The organism is Agrobacterium sp. FDAARGOS_525, from assembly GCF_003938925.1.
Taxonomy (GTDB): Bacteria; Pseudomonadota; Alphaproteobacteria; order Rhizobiales; family Rhizobiaceae; genus Agrobacterium; species Agrobacterium pusense.
This window is the reverse complement of the sequence record NZ_RKIU01000003.1, coordinates 1,767,061-1,788,113: the sequence shown is the minus strand read 5'-3', so window position 1 is coordinate 1,788,113 and position 21,053 is coordinate 1,767,061. Positions and strand designations below refer to the sequence as shown.

The window sequence follows — 21,053 nt, the reverse complement described above, 5'->3', positions numbered from 1 at the left end:
GTCACGTCAGTGAGGAGAAACCGGCGCACGACGGTTTGTCTTTTTCGGTACCTTAAAGCGACGTCCGCGAATTATCCCGAAGCAAACGGGCGCGGCAGTTCGCCACGGCCGTATCGATAATGGTTCCAGCCGCATTGGGATCGTCGAACACCATGTCGACCTCGATCACCAGGCTGTTCCAGAGCAATTCCTCTGCCCGGCCTTGGTGCCCGTTAAGCCGCACGGCATCCTTGGCCGTGGTGACAAGTTGCAGATCCGCCTTGCCTGCGTCCTGCAGAAGATCGGCAATCTCGTCATCGCTGAAGTGGTGATGATCCGGGAAAGAGCGCTGCATCACGATATCGCCGCCGAGCGCTTCGACGGTTCGATAAAATTTGGCCGGGTCGGCTATGCCCGCATAGGCCAGCACACGCCTTCCCCTGAAATCCTGCGGCTCCTGCGGCGTGATCGCCGCAACGAAAACGGGTTTGGCAGCCTTTGCGGCTCGCCGCACAAGGGCATCGGCCGCGTGACCATTACCGACCTTCAGGAGCCCGGTCATATGCCGCATCTGTTCGGCGAGCGGGGCTCTTACCGGACCGCCCGGCACCAGATGGCCGTTGCCGATGCCGCGCATCGTATCGATGACGACAAGCGCATAATCCAGCGTCAGACGCGCACTCTGAAACCCGTCATCCATCATGATGAGATCGACGCCCTCTTTGATCAGGCGATGCGCACCCTCAACGCGGCGGCGCGAAATCACCGTCACCGCTTCGCGCGCCAGAAGCAACGGCTCGTCGCCGACATCGGCAGAGCGATGATGTGCGGGATCGACAAGGGTGGTGACGTCCAGTGTGCCGCCATAACCGCGGCTGAGAAATCCGGGTTTCAAGCCTTTCGCAACGGCGGCCCTTGCAATTGCCATTGCCGTCGGCGTCTTACCGGCGCCACCCACGGTAAAGTTGCCGATGCAGATGACCGGAACGGTAACACTTGCCCTTTTTGCCGTCCGCATGCGCCGGCCGGCGACCTTGCCGTAAAGAAGCGAGAAAGGAGACAGGAGCCACGCCTGCCAGCCCGCTTTCTGCCACCAGAAGGGCGGCGCTTCAGAAACCATCTATTCCCGCTCCCGGCCGGGTCGCCCACGGCATTGCGTTCGCCATTTCACGTCTGGGAGGTTGTTTGCCAGAAAAAACCGTAAATTGCAAAATCCGAATAGACGGCTTTACGCACCGGTGCTGATACGGACTGGCCGCGATTTAACATGGAACTTCAATCTGCGCGCCGCGATATCCATTTTCTCCGTCATACCGGCTCAAAGCCGGCATGACGGGACTAGAGAGTGCCGCGACAATGCAAACCGTGCGACACCGCTTCAAACAGCCCTTTCCGGCAGCAGCGCTTCGAGCCCGGTGATGTCATCGAAACAATAATGGGCATCCGCACCCAGGCTTTCGCGAGAGCCGGTGCCGGTGAGAACGGCGACCCTGAGACCCGCGCCGGCGTTTTTCGCCATATGCAGATCGTGGTTATTATCGCCGACGACGGCCACGCGGTCGGGAGAGATACCGGTCGCCTGACAGAAGCCGAGGACCATGCCGGGCTGCGGCTTGGTGCCGTAACCGCTGTCATATCCCGCAACGAAATCGATATCGTTTTCGAAACCGAAGCGGATGGCCGTCTGGCGGATGGAGTTTTCGTTGTCGCTGGAGGCGATACCGAGCTTGTAGCCGCGAGCCTTCAGCCTCGCGAAAAAACCCTTGAGATCGGTCACCGGCACGGATTTATCCGCGGCCTCGGTAAACAGCCGGTCGAGACGTTGCGTGAGCTCGACAACATCGCAGGGCGAGCCGGCGGCGACGAGACCGGCGGCGATCTCCGCCGTGTTGCCGGCGGCCAGAAGACTGTCGGGCACGACATGACCGGTAACGGGATCCATGCCGCAGGCTGAGAGAAGCCTGTCGGCGAGGACGGGATCTCCCTTGGCCGCAATCGACGCGAGTTCGCGGTTCACCGGTCCCCAGCTTGCGTCATAGCCCAGCAGCGTGCCGTCCTTGTCGAAAAGCACTGCGGCGATTGACTGCGCGACGTTGAGTTCTATATCCGCTACCATGATCCGATGGCGCTCCGCGGCTGCAGCTTGGCGGAAACGGTGAGCGGGTTGATATAGGGCTCCAGCGCCTTCACCGTGGAGGAAAGCGCGCCGCGCATATCCTGAATGACCCGATTGCCCGCATCGATCATCTTGTAACGCTCATTATCGTTGACGAGCAGATAATGCACCGCCTTTGCCAGCATCTCCACATCACGGATGATGCGGCCACCACCTGCGCGGATCAGCTTCTGATAGGCCTCGCGGAAGTTCTGCACATGCGCGCCCGACAAAACCGCACAGCCAAGCATGGCAGGCTCCAGCGGGTTCTGCCCGCCTTCAGCCGTCAGCGAGCGGCCAACAAAGGCAAGCTCGGTCAGCCGCAGGTAAAGCCCCATTTCGCCAATCGAGTCTCCGAGGAAAATATCGGTTTCAGGCGTTATCGCATCATTGCGGCTGCGGCGAGCAACGGAGAGATTCATGCCCTTCAGCATGGCCTCCACCTCATCTCCACGCTCGGGATGGCGCGGCACGATGATGGTCAGTTGCCCGTTGCGCGACTTGATCGCCGCATGCACGGTGGCCGCGGCCTTCTCCTCACCGTCGAAGGTTGAGATCGCCGCCCATGTCTTGCGATTGCCGACCTGCTTGCGGTAGCTCTCCAGCAGCGCCTCGTCACAGGGCGGCGGGTCGGTGTCACCCTTGAGGTTACCCGATATCACCACCGGCCAGGAGCCGAGATCGCGGAAACGTTCGGCATCGAGATCGGATTGGGCAACCACCAGCGCCAGCTTGGAAAACAGAGATTCAGCAATGTCGTGGCGAGCTTTCCAGCGATCGAAGGAACGGTCGGAAAGGCGTGCATTGACCCGGATCTGCGGAATGTGCCGACGCTCCAGTTCCATCATCGTCACCGGCCAGATTTCGGACTCGGCCGTGATGGCGGCATCGGGTGCCCAGTAGGTCAGGAAACGGTTGACCGCGATCTTGATGTCGAGCGGCACATACTGGTGGATCACGTCATCGCCGAGCCGGGTGCGGGTCAGTTCGGCCGAGGTGACCGTACCCGTGGTCAGAAGCACGAAGATGTCGCGTTTGCGGATTTCGCGGATGAGCGGAATGAGCGCCAGCGTTTCGCCGACACTTGCGGCGTGGAACCAGACGAGCGGCCCGCGCGGGCGCTCGGCACTCGCATAACCGAAACGTTCGAGCCGGCGGCGTTTGTCTTCCTTGCCCTTGGCGGCCCGATAGGAAAGATAGGGCTTGGCAAACGGGTAAGCGGCGATACCGGCAATGCGGTAACCGGAAAGAGCGAAACGTGCGATACGGCTGCTCATGACAGTCTGCCCTTGATCATTCCGCGCAATGCCCTGCCCCTGTTCTGGTTGTTATCGCCGCCTACTTCTTCTCAAATTGCGTCATTTTTTGTCATCGGAAACGAAAGCGCGATCACATTTTCTCGTAACGGCATTCCCGGGCTGCGCCGCTCGCGCAGGAATCACGGGAAAGCGCGCTTTCATCCAATAGTATTACAACGCAAGGGCAAAGGGACTCAAATTTTGTCGTCAGGATTGAGGAGACGGTGCATATGCACGATAAAATAACGCATATGGGCGTTATCGACAGTCATCTGTGCCTTCGACTTCCAAGCCGTGAGCGCGGAGGCGTAATCTGGGTAGATGCCGACAATGTCGAGCGCGCTCAAATCCCGGAACTGAACATCCTGAAGGTTTTCCAGTTCGCCGCCGAAGACGAGGTGCAGCAGCTGTTTCGGTTTGCCAGTTTCCGTCATGTCTTATCTCTTTCTTGAACTCTGAGAGAGGCCTTCATCTGCGGGATTTCCCGCCAAACGTCAACTGCCAGACGGATGTGAAAACGCTTTCAAAAGTGCAGGCAGCGCATAATTCGCTGCGGCGCACAATGCGGGGTGGTTCACCCGGCGGCGATTATACATCAGAGGTTTGCCATCCAGACCGGCAAGCCGGCCGCCGGAGCATTCGAGAATGAGATCGGCCGCGGCCAGGTCCCACTCGTGTGAGTTGGGCATGACCAGCGTACCGTCGATACGACCGTCCGCCACCATCGCCAGCCGGTAGGCCAGCGACGGCACATGCGGGACACGCTCGACATTGTTACGCATCGTTTCCGGCAGATGCGTGATCGCCTCTGCCGCGGCGGCGAGATGGAAGGTGCCGGTATTGCCGCCGCTTGCGGAGATGGGGCTTCCGTTTTTTAACGCCACGCCGCCCTCTATCGCGGTAAATTCCTCCGACAGCGCCGGTGCGACGAGCACGCCCACCACCGGCCGCCCTTCATGCACCACGGCAACGCTGATGCACCAAGTATCCCTGCCGCCAATGAAGGCGCGGGTGCCGTCGATGGGATCGACCACAAAGACGGTGGAACGGGAAAGCCTGTCCGCGTCGTCATCCGTCTCTTCGGAAAGCCAGCCATAATCCGGCCGGGCGGAGCGCAGAATGGTTTCGAGGATTTCATTGGCGGCGTAATCGGCCGCGCTTACCGGCGAAAGCCCGCCATTCTTCCACCAGACCTCGGGATCCTTGCGGAAGAAACCGAGGGCTGTCTCGCCCGCCTTGCGGGCGGCTTCGAGGACCAGCCTCAGATCGGAGGCCCAGCGGGCCTCATCCATGTCGTTCATCTTGCCGTCTTTTCCGCGCGCCTCAGATGGCGCGCCCGTTTTTCTGTTCGCACTTGCATATGAAGCGCCAGCGAAAATCCCGCAGGTCGCCTCACTTGCCTGCGATCGTCATGCCTTCGATGGCGAGCGTCGGGGCCGCGATGCCGTATTTGCGATCAATATCATTGGCCGGCGTGATCCGCATGAACATGTCCTTCAGGTTCGAGGCAATCGTGACCTCGGAAACCGGAAACGTCTTTTCGCCGTTCTCGATCCAGAAACCGCTCGCCCCGCAACTATATTCACCAGTGATCATGTTGGCACCGTGGCCGATCAGCTCGGTGACGTAAAAGCCCGACCCGACCTGCCCCAACAGGTCCTCCGGCGAAAGATCGCCCGGCTCCAGAGCAAGGTTGGTGGAAGCCGGCGAGACCGAGGTGCCGCCACGCACGCCGCGGCCGTTGGTTTCGAGGCCGAGTTCCCGTGCCGCGGAGGTGGAGAGGAACCAGTGCTTCAAAACGCCATCCTCAATCATCGTCATCTTTTCGCCGCGAACACCTTCGCCATCGAAAGGACGGGAGGAAGGGCCACGCACGATCTGAGGATCGTCGGTGAGGTAAAGGCCTCTTTTCAGCACCTGCTGGCCCATCTTGTCGCGCAGGAAGCTGGTCTTGCGGGCAACGGAAGCGCCGTTGATCGCGCCTGCAATCGCACCGACGAAGCCGCGGGCGATACGGGGATCAAACACCACCGTGATGTTGCTGCCGGTATCGACCTGGCGCGGACCGACGCGGCGCACGACTTTTTCACCGGCGCGACGGCCTATCTCTTCGGCGGCATCGAGATCTGCATAATAAAGGCGGCTGTCGAAATCGTAGTCGCGCTCCATCTTCGTGCCTTCGCCGGCGATGACACTGACGGAACGGCTGAAACGGCTGCCCATATAGCTGCCGGCAAAGCCATGCGAGGTGACGAGAACGAGACCGCCCATCCCGCTCGATGCACCGGCGCCGGAGGAATTGCTGACGCCCTTGACCGCCAGCGCCGCCTCTTCCGAAGCAAGGGCCGCCTCGCGCAATTGATCCGCAGACACGTCCGTTGCATCGAAAAGCTCGAGATCATCATAGGAACTTGCCAGCCGTTCCTTGTCCGCAAGGCAGGCAAAGGGGTCTTCCGGCGAAACCTTCGCCATGGCCACTGCCCTTTCCGCCAAGGTCTTCAGATCGAAGCCGGGATTGGCCGAAACGCTTGCCACCCGGCGGCCAACGAAGACACGCAGGGAAAAATCGTCGCTTTCGGAGGATTCGGTGCTTTCCACCTTGCCGAGCCGCACGCCGACCGATTGTGAGCGCGAACGCACGACAACAGCATCCGCCTCATCCGCGCCGGCGGCCCGGGCAAGATCGACAAGCTGGCTGGCGCGCTCGAGAAGTTTGGAAGAATCTATTTCTGAGGACATGAGTTGGCCTTTCATTCCTGTTCCATTTATTGTGCCAGCAACCCCGCATCAAGGGCGAAACGTCGCTTTCTCCGTCCAGAGGGCGCCATCGCCACCCTATTCGAAAGTTCGCCCGCATGACCGAGCACGACGCTCTCTTTTCCGAACCCTTGCTGCTTCTGGCCGGCGCGGTCATTGCGGCCTCCGTTTTCCGCAAACTCGGACTTGGCACCGTGCTCGGTTATCTGGTGGCCGGCATCGTCATCGGGCCGTTCCTGCATCTGGTCACGGATGCAAAGGACATCTTCAACGTCTCGGAACTCGGCGTCGTTTTCCTGCTCTTCATCATCGGGCTGGAACTCAAGCCGTCGCGCATCTGGCAGATGCGGCGCGATATTTTAGGGCTGGGGCTTGCGCAAGTACTGGTGACGGGCAGTGTGCTTGCGGCGATTGTATGGTGGGCGGGGCTGATCGACTGGCGGGGAAGCGTGGTTGCAGGTTTCGGCCTTGCGCTTTCCTCCACCGCCTTTGCGCTGCAGATCCTCGAAGACGACGGCGACATGAATACGCGGCACGGCAACCGCTCCTTTTCTATCCTGCTGTTTCAGGATCTGGCCATCGTGCCGCTTCTCGCCCTCGTTACCATTCTTTCCAACCGGCCGGACGTGGCGACGGATTCCATGGTGTCCGATCTCATCGCCTCCGTCGTCGCGGTGGCTGGAATGATCCTTGCCGGGCGGTATCTTCTCACCCCCATGTTCCAGATCATCGCCCGCACCGGCGCGCGGGAGGTGATGATCGCCGCCGCCCTCTTCGTCGTCATCGGCGCCGCCGCGATCATGGAGGCGGTCGGCCTGTCGATGGGCATGGGCGCGTTGCTGGCGGGGTTGATGCTGTCGGAATCCTCCTATCGGCACGAGTTGGAGGCCGATATAGAGCCGTTTCGCGGGTTGTTCCTGGCATTGTTCTTCATGGCCGTCGGCATGTCGCTGCACGTCCATATCGTTTATGAGAACATCGTGCTTATCCTGATCGCCGTGCCTGTCATGATGGCGGTGAAGGCGGCGCTGATCTATGGCCTCTGCCGCATCGCAGGCTCATCGCGTTATGCGTCGAGCCGCATCGCGCTGCTTCTGGCGCAGGGCGGCGAATTCGGCTTCGTGCTCTTCACCACGGCGGCCGCCTCGGGGCTGTTTCCGCAGGCAACCGCGTCAATCCTCGTTGCCGTCGTTACGCTCTCCATGGCGCTGACGCCGCTTCTTGCAGTAATTTCCCGTCGGCTGACGGCGGAGGATGCGGAAGAAGACAAGCTGGAAGAGGATTTCGACGGAGCCGGCGCGGATGTGCTGATGATCGGCTTTTCCCGTTTCGGTCAGATCGCCTCGCAGATCCTTCTCGCCGGCGGGCGCGACGTGACCGTGATCGACAGTTCCGCCGATCGCGTGCGTCAGGCCGCCCGTTTCGGTTTCCGTATCTTTTTCGGTGATGGCACCCGCAAGGACGTGCTGATCGCCGCCGGCATCGAACGGGCCGATCTGGTGGCTGTCTGCACCCACAAGAAGGAAGTCACCGACCGTATCATCGACATGATCCAGTCGGAATTTCCAAGCGTTCGCATCTATGCCCGCTCCTATGACCGCATTCATTCGATCGACCTTAGAAAGAAGGGCGTGGAATATGAGCTCCGCGAAACGCTGGAATCCGGCCTGCTGTTTGGCAGGCGCATTCTCGAGGGGCTTGATATGGATGGCGACAGGGCTCTGGCGATTGCCGACGACATTCGCGAACGCGATGAGGAGCGACTGCAGTTGCAAGCCGTGGAAGGCCTCGCCGCCGGCCGGCAGATGCTGCACAACAAGCCGGTACGCGAGGTGAAGCCGGAACCGCTGATGAAGCCGAAGAACAAGGCGGAAAAGCGGGAGGAAGAAGAGGATATGGAGGACAGCGAGACGGAGGTGTCGTTGTGAAATGCGTTCTTCGTAGTGGCTGGGATAGCGCCACTTGTCTCTTCTCCCCGCCGGAGAGAAGTCCGCGGCAGCGGGATGAAGGGGCAAGTTCTCCGAAATCCGGCAACGTTCCCCCTCATCCGACCCTTCGGGCCACCTTCTCCCCGGCGGGGAGAAGAAACCAGTGGTACCCGCTCGTTCCTAGCGAATACTCAGGGATTGCTGCTTAAGCCTCCACGCCGTGCCCGCGATGAAACAGCTCCACTTGCAGCTCGATCTGCCGTTTGAGATCGTCCTTGATGCCGGACGACGCGTTCAGCACCTCTTCCGACTTCAGGAAGTCCAGCACGCCGAAACGGTGAACCGGAGGGCGTAGGAAAATGTGTGGCGGGCGCAGTCTGAGCTTCAGGGCAATCGCCGCCTGCATCATCAGCTGGCTGGCGCCGAACAGGCTTTCCAATCGGCTGGGCATGGTGGTTCCATCCCCTTCCGGGCCACCGACGACATCGACGCCAATAACGATATCGGCGTGATCCAGCAAATGTTCATAGGGGACCGGATTGAAGATACCGCCATCGATCATGATGCGGCCATCGATACGAACAGGCATGAACAGCGCCGGAATGGCGGCTGAAGCCGCCAGCGCCTGGATGATCTCGCCGCTCTCGACCACCACTTCGGTCTGGGCGTAATAATCCGTGGTTATCACTTTCAGCGGAATGGCGAGTTCGGAAAAATCCTTCGGCAGCGCCTGTGGCATCAAGGCGTGGAGAATGAGTTCGAGATTGAACTGGCCGAGACGAAAACCGTCCACCGCATGGCGCATCGATGCCGGGCCGAGGCTCCAGAGCCGGTTGGCGACCGAACCTTTGCGTCCCATGAGTTCCAGCGTGTATTCGCGGATTTCGCGGCCAGACATGCCGGCCGCCATGCCCGCGCCGATGATGGAGCCGATGGACGAACCGGAAATTGCCACGGGCCGGATGCCGAGTTCGTCGAAAGCCTCGATAACGTTGATATGGCAGATGCCGCGTGCGCCGCCGCCGCCGAGCGCCAGTCCGAATGTCGGCACATGATTGCCCGCACCATCGCCTTCGAGAACTTCTTCTCCGGCGCGGACGATCGTGACGCTTTCGTTCCCAGCCTGATCCATGCGAAAACACCCAAAACTGGTTACCACGGTGAAGGGGTCTGCCTATCCGGCAAACAAGACGAGACCGTGGCGTGACGGGGCACTCCCCGTCAGGGCTCGTAGCGGTAGAAATGCATCTTCGTGTCGCCGAAGATGCGGCTTTCAAGCAGCTTGAACGCCGGATCGACATTGACCGTCACATCGCCGCGCTCTTCCAGAATGGCAAGCGCGCCGGCGTTGAGCCAACCGCCACTATGGGCAGCCGCGAAAGCCTTTTCGCCATGGCCATAGCCATAAGGCGGATCGGCGAAAAGAAGATCGAACGGTTCGATATTGTTGACGCCGCCGAGCTTGGTGGCATCACGCCGCAAGATGCGGGCGCGGCCATGCAGACCCAGCGCATCGATATTTTCCCAAAGCAGCCCCCTGCCCTCGACGCCGTTTTCGACGAAGAGCGCCACACGACAGCCGCGCGAAAGCGCCTCCAGCCCGACCGCACCGGTTCCGGCGAAAACGTCCAGAACGCGCGTGCCATCCAGACTTTCCGGATAGGCATGGCTCAGAATGTTGAAGAGGCTTTCCCGCGTCCTGTCGATGGTCGGACGAATGGAATTTGTTTTCGGCGCGGCCAAGCTCCGGCCGCGGAACTCACCGCCTACGATCCGCATTACGTGTCATTCCCCTGCCTCCAGAAGGTTTGCCACCCGGGCCCTTGCCGCCCGGCTTATTACCGCCGGGGCCCTTGCCGCCAGCGCCTTTTCCGGAAAACCCCGAACGTTCGCCACGCTCGCCCGATTTTCCGAAGGACGGCTTGCCAAAGCCGGGTTTGCCGCCCGGCTTGCCGCCGCGGGGCTTGTCACCCGCTGGCCGCTCGCCGCGGGCGCGATCACCGTCGTCACGGGGTCTGTCTCGGAACGGACGGTCACCAGCGGGTCTTTCCCCCCGGGCGGTGCGATCGCCGAAACTCTTTTCGCCACGTGGGCGGTCGCTGCGCGGACGGTCACCGTCTTCGCGCGGGCGGTCACGGAAGGGCCGGTCGCCGAAGGGTTTGTCGCCCCGGGCCGGACGGTCACCAAACGGCTTGGCACCACGCGGGCGGTCGCCATCTTCACGGGGACGGTCGCGGAACGGCCGATCGCCGAACGACTTGCCGCCGCGTCCGCCACGATCGCCAAAATTCTTCTCGCCACGTGCGGAGCGATCGCCACGGCCCTGCCCGCGGTCATCGTCGCGGGTGGGTTCGGAACGAATCCACTCACCGTCTTCATCGGCATGGCGCACGAGGCTGCGGCGGGCTTCGTCCTGCGCAGAAGGCTTCTTGAACAGGCTTTCCGCCTCAGCACGGGCCGAAGACTTGCGTTCCTTGCCGTCACGGGTCGGCTTCGCGCCGGGCGCCATCCAGACATTGGCCGTGCGGCTTGTGCCGGCAGGCTGGCGGGGGCGGCGGTCGTCACCCTCATCCTCGGTGCGGCCCTTGGCGCCGAACTTGCCGGCAGGCTTGGAGCCGAACTTGCCGGCGGGCTTGTCGCCCCGCTTGGTGTCGAGGCGGCCAAGCGCCTTTTCACGGCGGTCCTCGGACTTGCCGCCTTTTTCGAAGCGCGGCTTGCCTTCCGGCGCATCGCTCTTTGCCCATTCGGCCTTCGCGGGCCGCTTCGGCGCGTTGTCTTCCTCGTCCTCAACGGGGGCATTGTAGATCGGCGCATCGAAATTGGCGCCCGCCTGTTCGATCAGGCGCGGGCCGAGCTGGTCGCGCAGCATCCGGCCACGCACTTCCAGCACCTTGCCTTCGGGCAGATCGCCGAGCTGGAACGGACCGTAGGAAACACGGATCAGACGGTTGACCTCGAGGCCGAGCGCGCCGAGCACGTTCTTGATCTCGCGGTTCTTGCCTTCGCGCAGGCCCATGCTGATCCAGACGTTGTGGCCCTGGGTACGGTCAAGCGTGGCGTCGATCGCGCCGTAGAGCACGCCATCGACGGCGATGCCTTCCTTCAGCTTGTCGAGCGCCGCCTGATCCACCTCACCATGGGCGCGCACGCGGTAACGGCGCAGCCAGCCGGTGGTCGGCAATTCCAGAACGCGGGAAAGACCGCCATCATTGGTAAGCAGCAGCAAGCCTTCGGTATTGATATCGAGGCGGCCGATGGAGAGGACGCGCGGCAGTTCGCTCGGCAGATTGTCGAAAACGGTCGGGCGGCCTTCCGGGTCGGAATTGGTGGTCACCAGACCAGCGGGCTTGTGGTAAAGCCACAGCCGCGTGCGCTCGGCGCCGCGAATCGGCATGCCATCCACTTCGATCTTGTCCGACAGCGTGGCGTTGACGACAGGCGTATCCAGCTTGACGCCGTTCAGCGACACGCGGCCCTCCATGATCATGCGCTCGACATCGCGGCGCGAAGCCACGCCGGCGCGCGCCATGATCTTGGAAATGCGCTCGGGCTTCGAGGCGCCCACGGTTTCCGGCACCGGGGCGGCCTTTGCCTCGGCAGGTTTCTTTTCGCGCTCGGCTGCGGGTTTGCCGGGGCCTTTCGGCTTCCTGTCTCGGCTAAATGTCTTGCCGCCGTCACGCTTCGGCTTGTCTTTAAAAGTCATTTGCTGTTTGCCTGTTGTTTGGGCTGTCCTATCAGGTCCAAGCACAAGGGTTAAGAGGAAATTGAAACGCAATGGCCGAAAGGACGCATTTCATGGAGCTGGCGCTTTGGGAAGCCCGTGCCGCCGGCGAGCGGCAGGAGGTTCCAATCGGTGCCGTACTGGTACTGGACGGTCGCGTCATCGCCCGTTCCGGCAACCGCACCCGTGAATTGAACGATGTGACGGCGCATGCTGAAATCGCCGTGATCCGTATGGCCTGCGAGGCGCTGGGACAGGAACGCCTGCCCGGTGCCGATCTCTATGTGACACTAGAGCCTTGCACCATGTGCGCGGCGGCAATTTCATTTGCCCGTATCCGTCGGCTCTATTATGGCGCGCAAGACCCGAAGGGCGGTGCAGTGGAGAGTGGCGTGCGGTTCTTCAGCCAGCCGACATGCCATCATGCGCCGGATGTTTATTCGGGACTGGCGGAGAGTGAAAGTGCTGACATCCTGCGGCAATTTTTCCGCGGGAAACGTCTCGACGACTGAGCGACTCGCGGGAGGCGTAAGCCTTCCCGCCAGCCATCAACCATTCGCCATTACTGGAAAGGGTTCCACCAGCTCTTGCCGGTGCCGGCCATTGCCGCTTCTTTCTTGCGGCGCTTTTCCTTTTTCTGCTCCGGCTCGCCGAGATCGGTCAGCTGATCCTGCGGAACGCTGCGATATTCGGCCGGTGGATCGGTGAGGAACTTGCGCTGGGCGTTGACCACAGAGCCGCCCTGGGCTTCGGCCTTGGCCTTGCGGAAGGCTTCCCACTTCTGGCTTTCGGTCATTTGACCGGCGGTGCCGTTGCCGGCGAGCAGCGGCGAACGATAATGCGGGTTGTTCTTGTTGGCATCCGCCTCATCGCGCAGGCGTTCGCGGGTTTCTTCCGGCGATTCGACCCATTGCGGGTTGTTTTCGCGGCTCGCCATGTTCTGCTGCGGCTGAGCCAGCTGCTCGGCACGGGCCTGGGCGGGAACGACGAGGCCCGGGCGAGGACCATATTTCAGGTTGCGCTTGGTCTGGTCGCCGGTGATCGAGGTTGCGTTGCCGAGATCGTCGACAAGCTGTTCGGCTGCCGTCTTGCCCGTACCGTAGGTCGGGCTCGTGCATGCGCCGAGCAGCACGCCTATCGTCGTGACGCCAACCACCGTGCGAAACATGCCCAAACCCTGCGCATTACCCTGCATCGTCTTCATTGAAACCCTTCCAGCCGTCCGTCCCACTTCGCCAGACATCGTCTTTCGGCAGGCGGCAGCCCGCATTGCCCTGTAAATCCGGCCATTTTCAGGCAGGTGTACCGGATGAAGAGGCAAAGCGCAATTCATCCGGCCATTTTCATTATGCCAGGGCCGCAAGCTCGCGCAGGGCGGCCGCATCGCGCGCCGAGACATCGGGATAATCCGGATCGGACCCGACATCGGTGGTGATGCGCCACGAACGCGCGCATTTTTCACCTTCCGCGAGCTTCTGCTCGACCACGACCTTCGGAACTTCCGGCAGGCGGAAACCGTCGGCAGGGCCTTCGTCACCCACAACCGTGATGGCCGAGGTGATGCAGATTTCGGCGAAGTCCTGATCCTTCAGCGCGGCCAGAAGATCGGCGTCGGCGATGTGGACGACCGGAGCCGCTTCCAGCGAAGAACCGATGCGCTTTTCACGGCGCTCGACTTCAAGCGCGCCCGTCACGACGGTGCGGACCTTGCGGATTTTCTCCCACTTCGCTTCCAGCGCATCATTCTTCCAGTTTGCCGGGATTTCCGGGAACTGGGCGAGATGCACCGACTCCGCATCCGGGTAGCGCGACAGCCACGCTTCTTCCGTTGTGAAGGGCAGCATGGGGGCAAGCCACGTCACCAGGCAATCGAACAGCTTGGCGATGACCGACAGGGCCGCGCGGCGCTTCAGCGACGACGGCGCGTCGCAATACAGCGTGTCCTTGCGGACGTCGAAATAGAAGGCCGAAAGCTCGACATTGGCAAAGTCGATCAGCGCACGGGTGATCTTCTTGAACTCGAAGCCGTCATAACCTTCGCGAACAACGCCATCCAGTTCGGACAGGCGGTGCAGCACCAGCTTTTCCAGCTCCGGCAGATCGTCATAGGCGATCTCTTCGCCCTTGTAATGGGCGAGCGTGCCGAGCATCCAGCGGATGGTGTTGCGCAGCTTGCGATAGGCATCGACATTGGTCTGGATGATGGCCTTGCCGAGGCGCTGGTCTTCCCAGTAATCCGTGGTCATCACCCACAGGCGCAGGATGTCGGCACCCGACTGGCTCATGACTTCCTGCGGAGCAACCACGTTGCCGAGCGACTTCGACTGTTTACGCCCCTGCTCGTCCATGGTGAAACCGTGGGTCACAACGGCATTGTAAGGCGCACGGCCGCGCGTCGCGCAGCTTTCGAGCAGCGACGAATGGAACCAGCCGCGATGCTGGTCGGAGCCTTCGAGATAGACATCCGCCGGCCACTTCAAGTCCGGGCGGTCTTCCAGCGTGAAGGTGTGAGTGCAGCCGCTGTCGAACCAGACGTCGAGGATGTCCATGACCTGCTGCCACTTGGCATGGTCGTGGTCATTGCCGAGGAAGCGTTCCTTGGCGCCTTCGGCGAACCAGGCGTCCGCGCCTTCGGCCTCGAAAGCCTCGAGGATGCGGGCGTTGACGGCCTCGTCGACCAGAACTTCACCTTTCTCGTCGGCGAAGACGGCGATCGGCACGCCCCAGCTGCGCTGGCGCGACAGAACCCAGTCCGGGCGGCCTTCGATCATGGCGCGCAGGCGGTTCTGGCCGGAAGCCGGCACGAAGCGGGTCTGGTCGATGGCGGAAAGCGAACGGGAGCGCAGCGTGGTGCCGTCACCCAGTTCCTTGTCCATATAGACGAACCATTGCGGCGTGTTGCGGAAGATGACAGGCTTCTTGGAGCGCCAGCTATGCGGATAGCTGTGCTTCAGACGGCCGCGGGCGAACAGGTTGTTTTCCGCGATCAGCGCCTTGATGACGCGGTCATTGGCGTCACCCTTCTTGCCGTTATCGTCCATGACACGGGCGGCACCGCCTTCGGCCGACGGGCCGAAACCGGGGGCGTCTTCGGTGTAGAAACCGTCATCGCCGACCGTGAACGGGATCTTGGAGGAGATGCCGCGCGCTTCCAGATCGCGCGCCTGCGCCATCCACGCGTCAAAGTCCTCGCGGCCATGGCCGGGGGCTGTGTGCACGAAGCCGGTACCGGCATCGTCGGTGACGTGATCGCCATCGAGAACCGGAACAGGGAAGGTGTAACCCAGCGATGCCAGCGGGTGGGCGCAGGTAACAGCGGCGAGCTCCTCCGCCTTCACATCGCGCAGGCGTGTGAATTCGAGCTTCGCCTTGGCAAAGCATTCGGCTGCCAGCTTGTCTGCGAAGACGAGCTTTTCGCCCGGCTGCGGTCCGAAATCATTGGCCGCCGCCGTGACCTCATAAATGCCATAGGCGATGCGCGACGAAAACGAGATGGCACGGTTGCCGGGGATCGTCCACGGCGTGGTCGTCCAGATGACGATGGAAGCGCCATCAAGCTCGGCAGAGCCTTCAACGACCGGAAACTTCACCCAGATCGTGTCACTCTCGACGTCATGATATTCGACTTCCGCTTCCGCCAGCGCCGTGCGTTCGACAACCGACCACATGATCGGCTTGGAACCGCGGTAGAGCTGGCCGCTCTTGGCGATCTTCAAAAGTTCGCCGGCGATACGGGCTTCCGCGTGGAAGTTCATCGTCGTGTAGGGGTTTTCGAAGTCACCCTCGATGCCGAGGCGCTTGAACTCCTCCGACTGGACCTTGATCCAGCCGGCTGCGAACTCACGGCACTCCTTGCGGAATTCGTTGACCGGAACCTCGTCCTTGTTCTTGCCCTTGGCGCGGTAGGCTTCCTCGATCTTCCATTCGATCGGCAGGCCATGGCAATCCCAGCCGGGCACGTAATTGGCGTCGTAACCGCGCATCTGGAACGAGCGGGTGATGACGTCCTTCAGGATCTTGTTCAGCGCATGGCCGATATGGATGTTGCCGTTGGCATAGGGCGGGCCGTCATGCAGCACGAATTTCTCGCGGCCGGCGGCCGAGGCGCGCAGCTTCTTGTAGAGACCCATTTCCTGCCAGCGCTTCACCGTTTCCGGTTCTTTCTGCGGCAGGCCGGCGCGCATCGGAAAATCCGTCTGCGGAAGATAGAGGGTGGTGGAATAGTCCAGTTTTTCTGCGGTGTCGCTCATGATCATACCGTTGTTGCGCGCCGTGCGGGCCGCGCCATATCAATTGCAAAGAGGGCAAATTCGGAAAGCGCCACGTCCGTCTGTCACAGAAGCGCCAAAATCCCGGACCTTCCGGCTCTCTCAGAGCGGGCGGAAGGCCGGGCCAATAATTCGGCCAATCTGAACTGCAAATTTCAACCGGTATTGGGACATGGCCGGTTGTTTATGCGGTTTTCCGGTAAAAAGGAAGAGAAAAGCGACGGCAAGGGGCGGGCGAGTAAGGACATGCCCCGCAGCCTGCTCAAAACGCGATCTTCGCATCCACTTCGCTCAGCGGCTGCACACCCGACAGCATCGCCCTCGCCTCTTCTTCATCCCGCTTGATCTGCGCCACGAGCGGATCGAGACCATCGAATTTCAACTCATCGCGCAGGTGGCCGAAGAAGGAGACCGAGCAGACCTCGCCATAGAGATCGCCCGAAAAATCGAAGACGAATGTTTCGAGCAACGCCGCGCCGTTGTCCGTGACCGTCGGGCGATAGCCGAAGCTCGCCACGCCGTCGCGGATCGAGCCATCGGGTCGGCGGAAGCGGACGGCATAGATGCCGGCCTTCAGTTCCGTTTCCGGCGCCAGCGCCATGTTGGCGGTGGGGTAACCCAGCGTGCGGCCAAGCTTCTGGCCGCCGATGACTTCGCTTTCCACCGTGAAACGGTAACCAAGCAGGCCTGCGGCGCCCGCCACATCACCCTCGCACAGAAGCGAGCGTATCCGGCTGGAAGAGACGACATCCGCGCCCTCGTCGCGGAAAGCGTCCACCAGCGTCACATCGAAGCCATGGCGTTTTCCGGCTTCCATCAGGAATGCCGGCCCACCTTCCCGGCCCTTGCCGAAATGGAAATCGAAACCGGTGACGACGGCGCTCGCATGCAGCCAGTCAATCAGGATGGACTGGACGAACTCTTCCGCCGAGCGCTGCGAAAACTCGCGGTCGAACGGATATTCGATGACCGAGCGGAAACCGATGGCCTCAAGGATGCGCGCCTTCAATGGCGCGGGCGTGAGGCGAAAGACCGGCGTATCGGGCCTGAACACGGAACGGGGATGCGGCTCGAAGGTCAGCACCAGCGCGGGGACGCCGCGGGCTTCCGCCAGTTCCAGCGCGCGATCCAGCACGGCCCGGTGGCCGCGATGCACGCCATCGAAATTGCCGATGGCGACGACGCCGCCACGAAGAGCTTCGGGCAGCGGCTCTTTTTTTTCATTGCGGTGAAAGACGGTCATGACAGTCGATCCATTCCAGCGCCAGCTATTCCCGAGGCGAGACGTAGAAATGCGTCCTCAGGCAAGTCGGGGCATCCACCAGCCGGGTGAAGCGCCCTGCCCCTTGAGATAGGCATTGAGAAGCGCCTCGTCCGTCTGGCCGTTCAGCGTATATTCGGCGACGTGAATGCCGCCGCTGATATAAAGAAGGTTGAGACCGCTCGCAATCGCGCCCTTCACATCCGTCGGCATGCCGTCACCGATGGCGAGAACGCGATCCTTGGCGAAGGCGCCGCGCACTTCCTTGGCCGCTGCAAGGCAGGCCTCATAGATCGGCGCATGCGGCTTTCCGGCGATGCGAACCTCGCCGCCAAGCTGTTCGTAATAGGCGGCCATGGCGCCGGCGCAGGGAATGATGCGCTCGCCGCGCTCCACCACCAGATCCGGGTTGGCGCAGATCATCGGCACGTTGCGGGCAATAAAGCTTTTAAGCATTTCGGTATAGTCCTCCGGCGTCTCCGTCTCGTCGTCGAAGAAGCCGGTGCAGACCACGGAGTCCGCGTCGGCCTCGCCAACCACCTCGACATCGAGACCCTCCAACAGCGGCATGTCCCGCTGCGGTCCCAGCAGGAAGACTTTTCTGGGGCCTTCCGCGATCAGGCCACGCGTTACATCGCCCGAGGTGACGATGCGGTCATAGGCCTCGTCGGGCACGCCGAGCACACGCAGCTGGGCGATGACGCCGGGCGCGGGACGCGGTGAATTGGTGATGAGAACCACGGTCTTGCCGGCCTCGCGCGCGCTTCTCAGGGCAATGGCCGCGTCCGGAAAGGCGCTGACGCCATTGTGCAGCACGCCCCAGACATCCGACAGGATAACGTCGAACCCATCAGTGATTTCGCCGAGAGTTTGAATGCGGTGGGCCATGAGATGCTTTCCGGATGCGAGAAGAGTGTGTGCGTCACATCGCAAAGCGGGACGCCGATGGCAAGGAAAAAAGCGCCGCCGGTCCGGGCTTCGGACTGAACTGATTGGCGCGTCACACTCGACGTCATCCTCAGGCTTATCCCGCGCATCCAAACCCGTCACGAAAATCAATGCCTTGTCAGATCATATTCACGGGACAAGCCTGAGGAAGACAGCGGCGCGCTTTTCGAGCCTTCCAGCCTCCCGATGTGAAGCTTCATAGCATCGCGCAGACATAGAAATTCCTGTCATGGAACGCTGGTAACCATAAGCCATGAAATTTTTCAGACAGGGCGTTCTTGACTCCGGAAGAAGCCCTCCTTATCTCGGTTCCGCTGGCACTCGATAAACGAGAGTGCTAACACCCATCAGGCGAGTTCCAAAAGCTCGCGCAGTCATTTGATCGAGGGATTAGACAATGACAAGCACCAATTTCCGCCCGCTTCACGATCGCGTCGTTGTTCGTCGCGTTGAGTCCGAAGAAAAGACCAAGGGCGGCATCATCATTCCCGACACCGCCAAGGAAAAGCCGCAGGAAGGCGAAATCGTCGCCGTCGGTTCCGGCGCACGTGACGAAGCCGGCAAGGTCGTCGCTCTCGACGTCAAGGTTGGCGATCGCGTTCTGTTCGGCAAGTGGTCGGGCACCGAAGTCAAGCTCAACGGCGAAGACCTTCTGATCATGAAGGAAGCCGACATCATGGGCATCATCGGCTGATTTCGGCCACCCCATCCTTCCTTAAATTTCAAGCCGGACCCCGTCCGGCCATTCGAAACCAGGAGTTTTGAAAATGGCAGCCAAAGAAGTAAAATTCGGCCGCACAGCACGCGAAAAGATGCTCAAGGGCGTCGACGTTCTTGCTGATGCAGTGAAGGTAACCCTCGGCCCGAAGGGTCGTAACGTCGTTATCGACAAGTCCTTCGGCGCTCCGCGCATCACCAAGGACGGCGTTTCGGTCGCCAAGGAAATCGAACTGGAAGACAAGTTCGAGAACATGGGCGCACAGCTCGTTCGCGAAGTTGCCTCCAAGACCAACGACATCGCCGGTGACGGCACCACCACCGCGACCGTTCTGGCCCAGGCCATCGTTCGCGAAGGTTCCAAGGCAGTTGCTGCCGGTATGAACCCGATGGACCTGAAGCGCGGTATCGATCTGGCCGTTGCTGAAGTCGTCAAGGACCTTCAGGCCAAGGCCAAGAAGATCAACACCTCTGAAGAAGTTGCGCAGGTCGGCACGATCTCCGCAAACGGCGAACGTCAGATCGGTCTCGACATTGCTGAAGCAATGCAGAAGGTCGGCAACGAAGGCGTCATCACCGTTGAAGAAGCCAAGACCGCTGAAACCGAACTCGAAGTCGTCGAAGGCATGCAGTTCGACCGCGGCTACCTGTCGCCCTACTTCGTGACCAACCCGGAAAAGATGGTGGCTGACCTCGAAGACGCCTACATCCTCCTGCACGAAAAGAAGCTCTCGAACCTCCAGGCCATGCTGCCGGTTCTCGAAGCTGTCGTTCAGACCGGCAAGCCGCTCGTCATCATCGCTGAAGACGTCGAAGGCGAAGCTCTTGCAACGCTCGTCGTCAACAAGCTGCGTGGCGGCCTCAAGATCGCTGCCGTCAAGGCTCCTGGCTTCGGCGACCGCCGCAAGGCCATGCTGGAAGACATCGCCATCCTGACCGGTGGTACCGTCATTTCCGAAGACCTCGGCATCAAGCTCGAAAACGTTACGCTCGACATGCTCGGCAAGTCGAAGAAGGTTTCGATCTCCAAGGAAAACACCACGATCGTTGACGGCGCCGGCCAGAAGTCCGACATCGAAGGTCGTGTTGCCCAGATCAAGGCCCAGATCGAAGAAACCACCTCCGACTACGACCGCGAAAAGCTGCAGGAACGCCTTGCCAAGCTCGCTGGCGGCGTTGCCGTTATCCGCGTTGGCGGTTCGACGGAAGTCGAAGTGAAGGAAAAGAAGGATCGCATCGACGACGCTCTCAACGCGACGCGCGCTGCTGTTCAGGAAGGCATCGTGCCTGGTGGTGGCGTGGCTCTGCTGCGTTCGTCCACGAAGATCGCCGTCAAGGGCGAAAACGACGACCAGGAAGCTGGTATCAACATCATCCGCCGCGCCCTGCAGGCTCTGGTTCGCCAGATTGCAGACAACGCTGGTGACGAAGCTTCCATCGTTGTTGGCAAGATCCTTGAGAAGAACGAAGACAACTACGGCTACAACGCCCAGACCGGCGAATATGGCGACCTGATCCAGCTCGGCATCGTCGACCCGGTCAAGGTTGTCCGCACGGCTCTGCAGAACGCAGCTTCGGTTGCTTCGCTGCTGATCACCACCGAAGCCATGATCGCCGAGCTTCCGAAGAAGGACGCTCCGATGCCGGCAATGCCGGGCGGCGGCATGGGCGGCATGGACTTCTAATCAGTTCTGTCACCGGAATAATGAAAGGGCGGTCTTCGGATCGCCCTTTTTCGTTGGCCGCCCATGCCCGTTGAGTGGTCCAGCGTCGCCAGCGCGCCAGACGGGGCGGCATGGACTTCTAATCAGGCCTGTCACCGGAATAATGAAAGGGCGGTCTTCGGATCGCCCTTTTTCGTCGGCCGCCCATGCCCCTTGAGTGGTCCAGCGTCGCCAGCGCGCCGGACGGGCGGCATGGACTTCTAATCAGTTCTGTCACCGGAATAATGAAAGGGCGGTCTTCGGATCGCCCTTTTTCGTTGGCCGCCCATGCCCCTTGAGTGGTCCGGCGTCGCCAGC

General features: G+C 61.3%; 17 protein-coding genes. 4 read left to right on the top strand and 13 right to left on the bottom strand.

The features are described 5' to 3' along the window. Positions 1 to 52: 52 nt before the first annotated feature. From lpxK to EGT36_RS10000, 6 genes are all read right to left on the bottom strand, one after another. Positions 53 to 1,099 (bottom strand): tetraacyldisaccharide 4'-kinase, encoded by a 1,047-nt coding sequence (gene lpxK / locus EGT36_RS10025; RefSeq protein ID WP_125270355.1) that lies wholly within the window; start codon positions 1,097 to 1,099, stop codon positions 53 to 55. A 258-nt stretch (positions 1,100 to 1,357) separates the two neighbouring features. Beyond that, on the bottom strand, positions 1,358 to 2,095 hold the full coding sequence (locus EGT36_RS10020) for an HAD family hydrolase (protein WP_125270353.1): 738 nt from the start codon (positions 2,093 to 2,095) through the stop codon (positions 1,358 to 1,360). Next, positions 2,089 to 3,411, bottom strand: coding sequence for a lipid IV(A) 3-deoxy-D-manno-octulosonic acid transferase (waaA, locus tag EGT36_RS10015; RefSeq protein ID WP_037090824.1), 1,323 nt, complete (start codon positions 3,409 to 3,411; stop codon positions 2,089 to 2,091). The genes EGT36_RS10020 and waaA overlap by 7 nt, the downstream gene beginning before the upstream one ends. A gap of 215 nt (positions 3,412 to 3,626) precedes the next feature. Further along, positions 3,627 to 3,866 (bottom strand): DUF4170 domain-containing protein, encoded by a 240-nt coding sequence (locus EGT36_RS10010; protein WP_004440223.1) that lies wholly within the window; start codon positions 3,864 to 3,866, stop codon positions 3,627 to 3,629. 60 nt (positions 3,867 to 3,926) lie between these two features. Then, positions 3,927 to 4,733, bottom strand: a complete 807-nt coding sequence (locus EGT36_RS10005; RefSeq protein ID WP_037090825.1) for a 3'(2'),5'-bisphosphate nucleotidase CysQ — start codon at positions 4,731 to 4,733, stop codon at positions 3,927 to 3,929. Between the two features lie 91 nt (positions 4,734 to 4,824). Beyond that, positions 4,825 to 6,171 carry a TldD/PmbA family protein gene (locus tag EGT36_RS10000; protein ID WP_037090937.1) on the bottom strand — a complete coding sequence of 449 codons (1,347 nt, stop codon included), beginning with the start codon at positions 6,169 to 6,171 and terminating at the stop codon, positions 4,825 to 4,827. Between the two features lie 116 nt (positions 6,172 to 6,287). On the opposite strand from EGT36_RS10000, the gene EGT36_RS09995 reads away from it, so the two are divergent. After that, entirely contained in the window at positions 6,288 to 8,117 is a 1,830-nt protein-coding gene (locus tag EGT36_RS09995; RefSeq protein WP_037090826.1) for a monovalent cation:proton antiporter-2 (CPA2) family protein, read from the top strand. Between the two features lie 205 nt (positions 8,118 to 8,322). Here EGT36_RS09995 and EGT36_RS09990 read toward each other — a convergent pair whose 3' ends face one another. The 3 genes from EGT36_RS09990 to EGT36_RS09980 all read right to left on the bottom strand — a co-directional run bounded on the left by EGT36_RS09990 (position 8,323) and on the right by EGT36_RS09980 (position 11,820). Continuing rightward, positions 8,323 to 9,249: a patatin-like phospholipase family protein gene (locus EGT36_RS09990; protein ID WP_125270351.1), complete on the bottom strand. Its 927-nt coding sequence runs from the start codon at positions 9,247 to 9,249 to the stop codon at positions 8,323 to 8,325. Positions 9,250 to 9,338: 89 nt separating this feature from the next. After that, positions 9,339 to 9,896 carry a 16S rRNA (guanine(966)-N(2))-methyltransferase RsmD gene (gene rsmD, locus EGT36_RS09985; protein WP_004440217.1) on the bottom strand — a complete coding sequence of 186 codons (558 nt, stop codon included), beginning with the start codon at positions 9,894 to 9,896 and terminating at the stop codon, positions 9,339 to 9,341. After that, positions 9,877 to 11,820 (bottom strand): pseudouridine synthase, encoded by a 1,944-nt coding sequence (locus tag EGT36_RS09980; RefSeq protein WP_037090828.1) that lies wholly within the window; start codon positions 11,818 to 11,820, stop codon positions 9,877 to 9,879. Before EGT36_RS09980 ends, rsmD begins: the two co-directional genes overlap by 20 nt. A gap of 71 nt (positions 11,821 to 11,891) precedes the next feature. Here EGT36_RS09980 and EGT36_RS09975 point away from each other — a divergent pair, with 71 nt between their 5' ends. Beyond that, on the top strand, positions 11,892 to 12,350 hold the full coding sequence (locus EGT36_RS09975) for a nucleoside deaminase (RefSeq protein ID WP_004440213.1): 459 nt from the start codon (positions 11,892 to 11,894) through the stop codon (positions 12,348 to 12,350). Between the two features lie 50 nt (positions 12,351 to 12,400). Here EGT36_RS09975 and EGT36_RS09970 read toward each other — a convergent pair whose 3' ends face one another. The 4 genes from EGT36_RS09970 to EGT36_RS09955 all read right to left on the bottom strand — a co-directional run bounded on the left by EGT36_RS09970 (position 12,401) and on the right by EGT36_RS09955 (position 18,255). Continuing rightward, a complete protein-coding gene (locus EGT36_RS09970; RefSeq protein ID WP_004440212.1) occupies positions 12,401 to 13,042 on the bottom strand; it encodes a hypothetical protein in 642 nt (213 codons plus the stop codon). Between the two features lie 142 nt (positions 13,043 to 13,184). Next, positions 13,185 to 16,088: an isoleucine--tRNA ligase gene (gene ileS / locus EGT36_RS09965; protein WP_037090938.1), complete on the bottom strand. Its 2,904-nt coding sequence runs from the start codon at positions 16,086 to 16,088 to the stop codon at positions 13,185 to 13,187. Between the two features lie 280 nt (positions 16,089 to 16,368). After that, positions 16,369 to 17,349, bottom strand: a complete 981-nt coding sequence (locus tag EGT36_RS09960; RefSeq protein ID WP_004440200.1) for a bifunctional riboflavin kinase/FAD synthetase — start codon at positions 17,347 to 17,349, stop codon at positions 16,369 to 16,371. Positions 17,350 to 17,406: 57 nt separating this feature from the next. Further along, a complete protein-coding gene (locus EGT36_RS09955) occupies positions 17,407 to 18,255 on the bottom strand; it encodes a TIGR01459 family HAD-type hydrolase (RefSeq protein ID WP_037090830.1) in 849 nt (282 codons plus the stop codon). 457 nt (positions 18,256 to 18,712) lie between these two features. Between EGT36_RS09955 and groES the strand changes: the two genes are divergently transcribed. Both groES and groL read left to right on the top strand, forming a co-directional pair. Beyond that, positions 18,713 to 19,009, top strand: coding sequence for a co-chaperone GroES (groES, locus tag EGT36_RS09950; RefSeq protein WP_004440196.1), 297 nt, complete (start codon positions 18,713 to 18,715; stop codon positions 19,007 to 19,009). 73 nt (positions 19,010 to 19,082) lie between these two features. Then, positions 19,083 to 20,717, top strand: coding sequence for a chaperonin GroEL (gene groL, locus EGT36_RS09945; protein WP_004440194.1), 1,635 nt, complete (start codon positions 19,083 to 19,085; stop codon positions 20,715 to 20,717). Positions 20,718 to 21,053: the final 336 nt, after the last annotated feature.

Coding starts and splice junctions, on each gene's coding strand:
- lpxK (WP_125270355.1), bottom strand. CDS start 1,099: ATGGTTTCTGAAGCGCCGCCCTTCTGGTGGCAGAAAGCGGGCTGGCAG.
- EGT36_RS10020 (WP_125270353.1), bottom strand. CDS start 2,095: ATGGTAGCGGATATAGAACTCAACGTCGCGCAGTCAATCGCCGCAGTG.
- waaA (WP_037090824.1), bottom strand. CDS start 3,411: ATGAGCAGCCGTATCGCACGTTTCGCTCTTTCCGGTTACCGCATTGCC.
- EGT36_RS10010 (WP_004440223.1), bottom strand. CDS start 3,866: ATGACGGAAACTGGCAAACCGAAACAGCTGCTGCACCTCGTCTTCGGC.
- EGT36_RS10005 (WP_037090825.1), bottom strand. CDS start 4,733: ATGAACGACATGGATGAGGCCCGCTGGGCCTCCGATCTGAGGCTGGTC.
- EGT36_RS10000 (WP_037090937.1), bottom strand. CDS start 6,171: ATGTCCTCAGAAATAGATTCTTCCAAACTTCTCGAGCGCGCCAGCCAG.
- EGT36_RS09995 (WP_037090826.1), top strand. CDS start 6,288: ATGACCGAGCACGACGCTCTCTTTTCCGAACCCTTGCTGCTTCTGGCC.
- EGT36_RS09990 (WP_125270351.1), bottom strand. CDS start 9,249: ATGGATCAGGCTGGGAACGAAAGCGTCACGATCGTCCGCGCCGGAGAA.
- rsmD (WP_004440217.1), bottom strand. CDS start 9,896: ATGCGGATCGTAGGCGGTGAGTTCCGCGGCCGGAGCTTGGCCGCGCCG.
- EGT36_RS09980 (WP_037090828.1), bottom strand. CDS start 11,820: ATGACTTTTAAAGACAAGCCGAAGCGTGACGGCGGCAAGACATTTAGC.
- EGT36_RS09975 (WP_004440213.1), top strand. CDS start 11,892: ATGGCCGAAAGGACGCATTTCATGGAGCTGGCGCTTTGGGAAGCCCGT.
- EGT36_RS09970 (WP_004440212.1), bottom strand. CDS start 13,042: ATGAAGACGATGCAGGGTAATGCGCAGGGTTTGGGCATGTTTCGCACG.
- ileS (WP_037090938.1), bottom strand. CDS start 16,088: ATGAGCGACACCGCAGAAAAACTGGACTATTCCACCACCCTCTATCTT.
- EGT36_RS09960 (WP_004440200.1), bottom strand. CDS start 17,349: ATGACCGTCTTTCACCGCAATGAAAAAAAAGAGCCGCTGCCCGAAGCT.
- EGT36_RS09955 (WP_037090830.1), bottom strand. CDS start 18,255: ATGGCCCACCGCATTCAAACTCTCGGCGAAATCACTGATGGGTTCGAC.
- groES (WP_004440196.1), top strand. CDS start 18,713: ATGACAAGCACCAATTTCCGCCCGCTTCACGATCGCGTCGTTGTTCGT.
- groL (WP_004440194.1), top strand. CDS start 19,083: ATGGCAGCCAAAGAAGTAAAATTCGGCCGCACAGCACGCGAAAAGATG.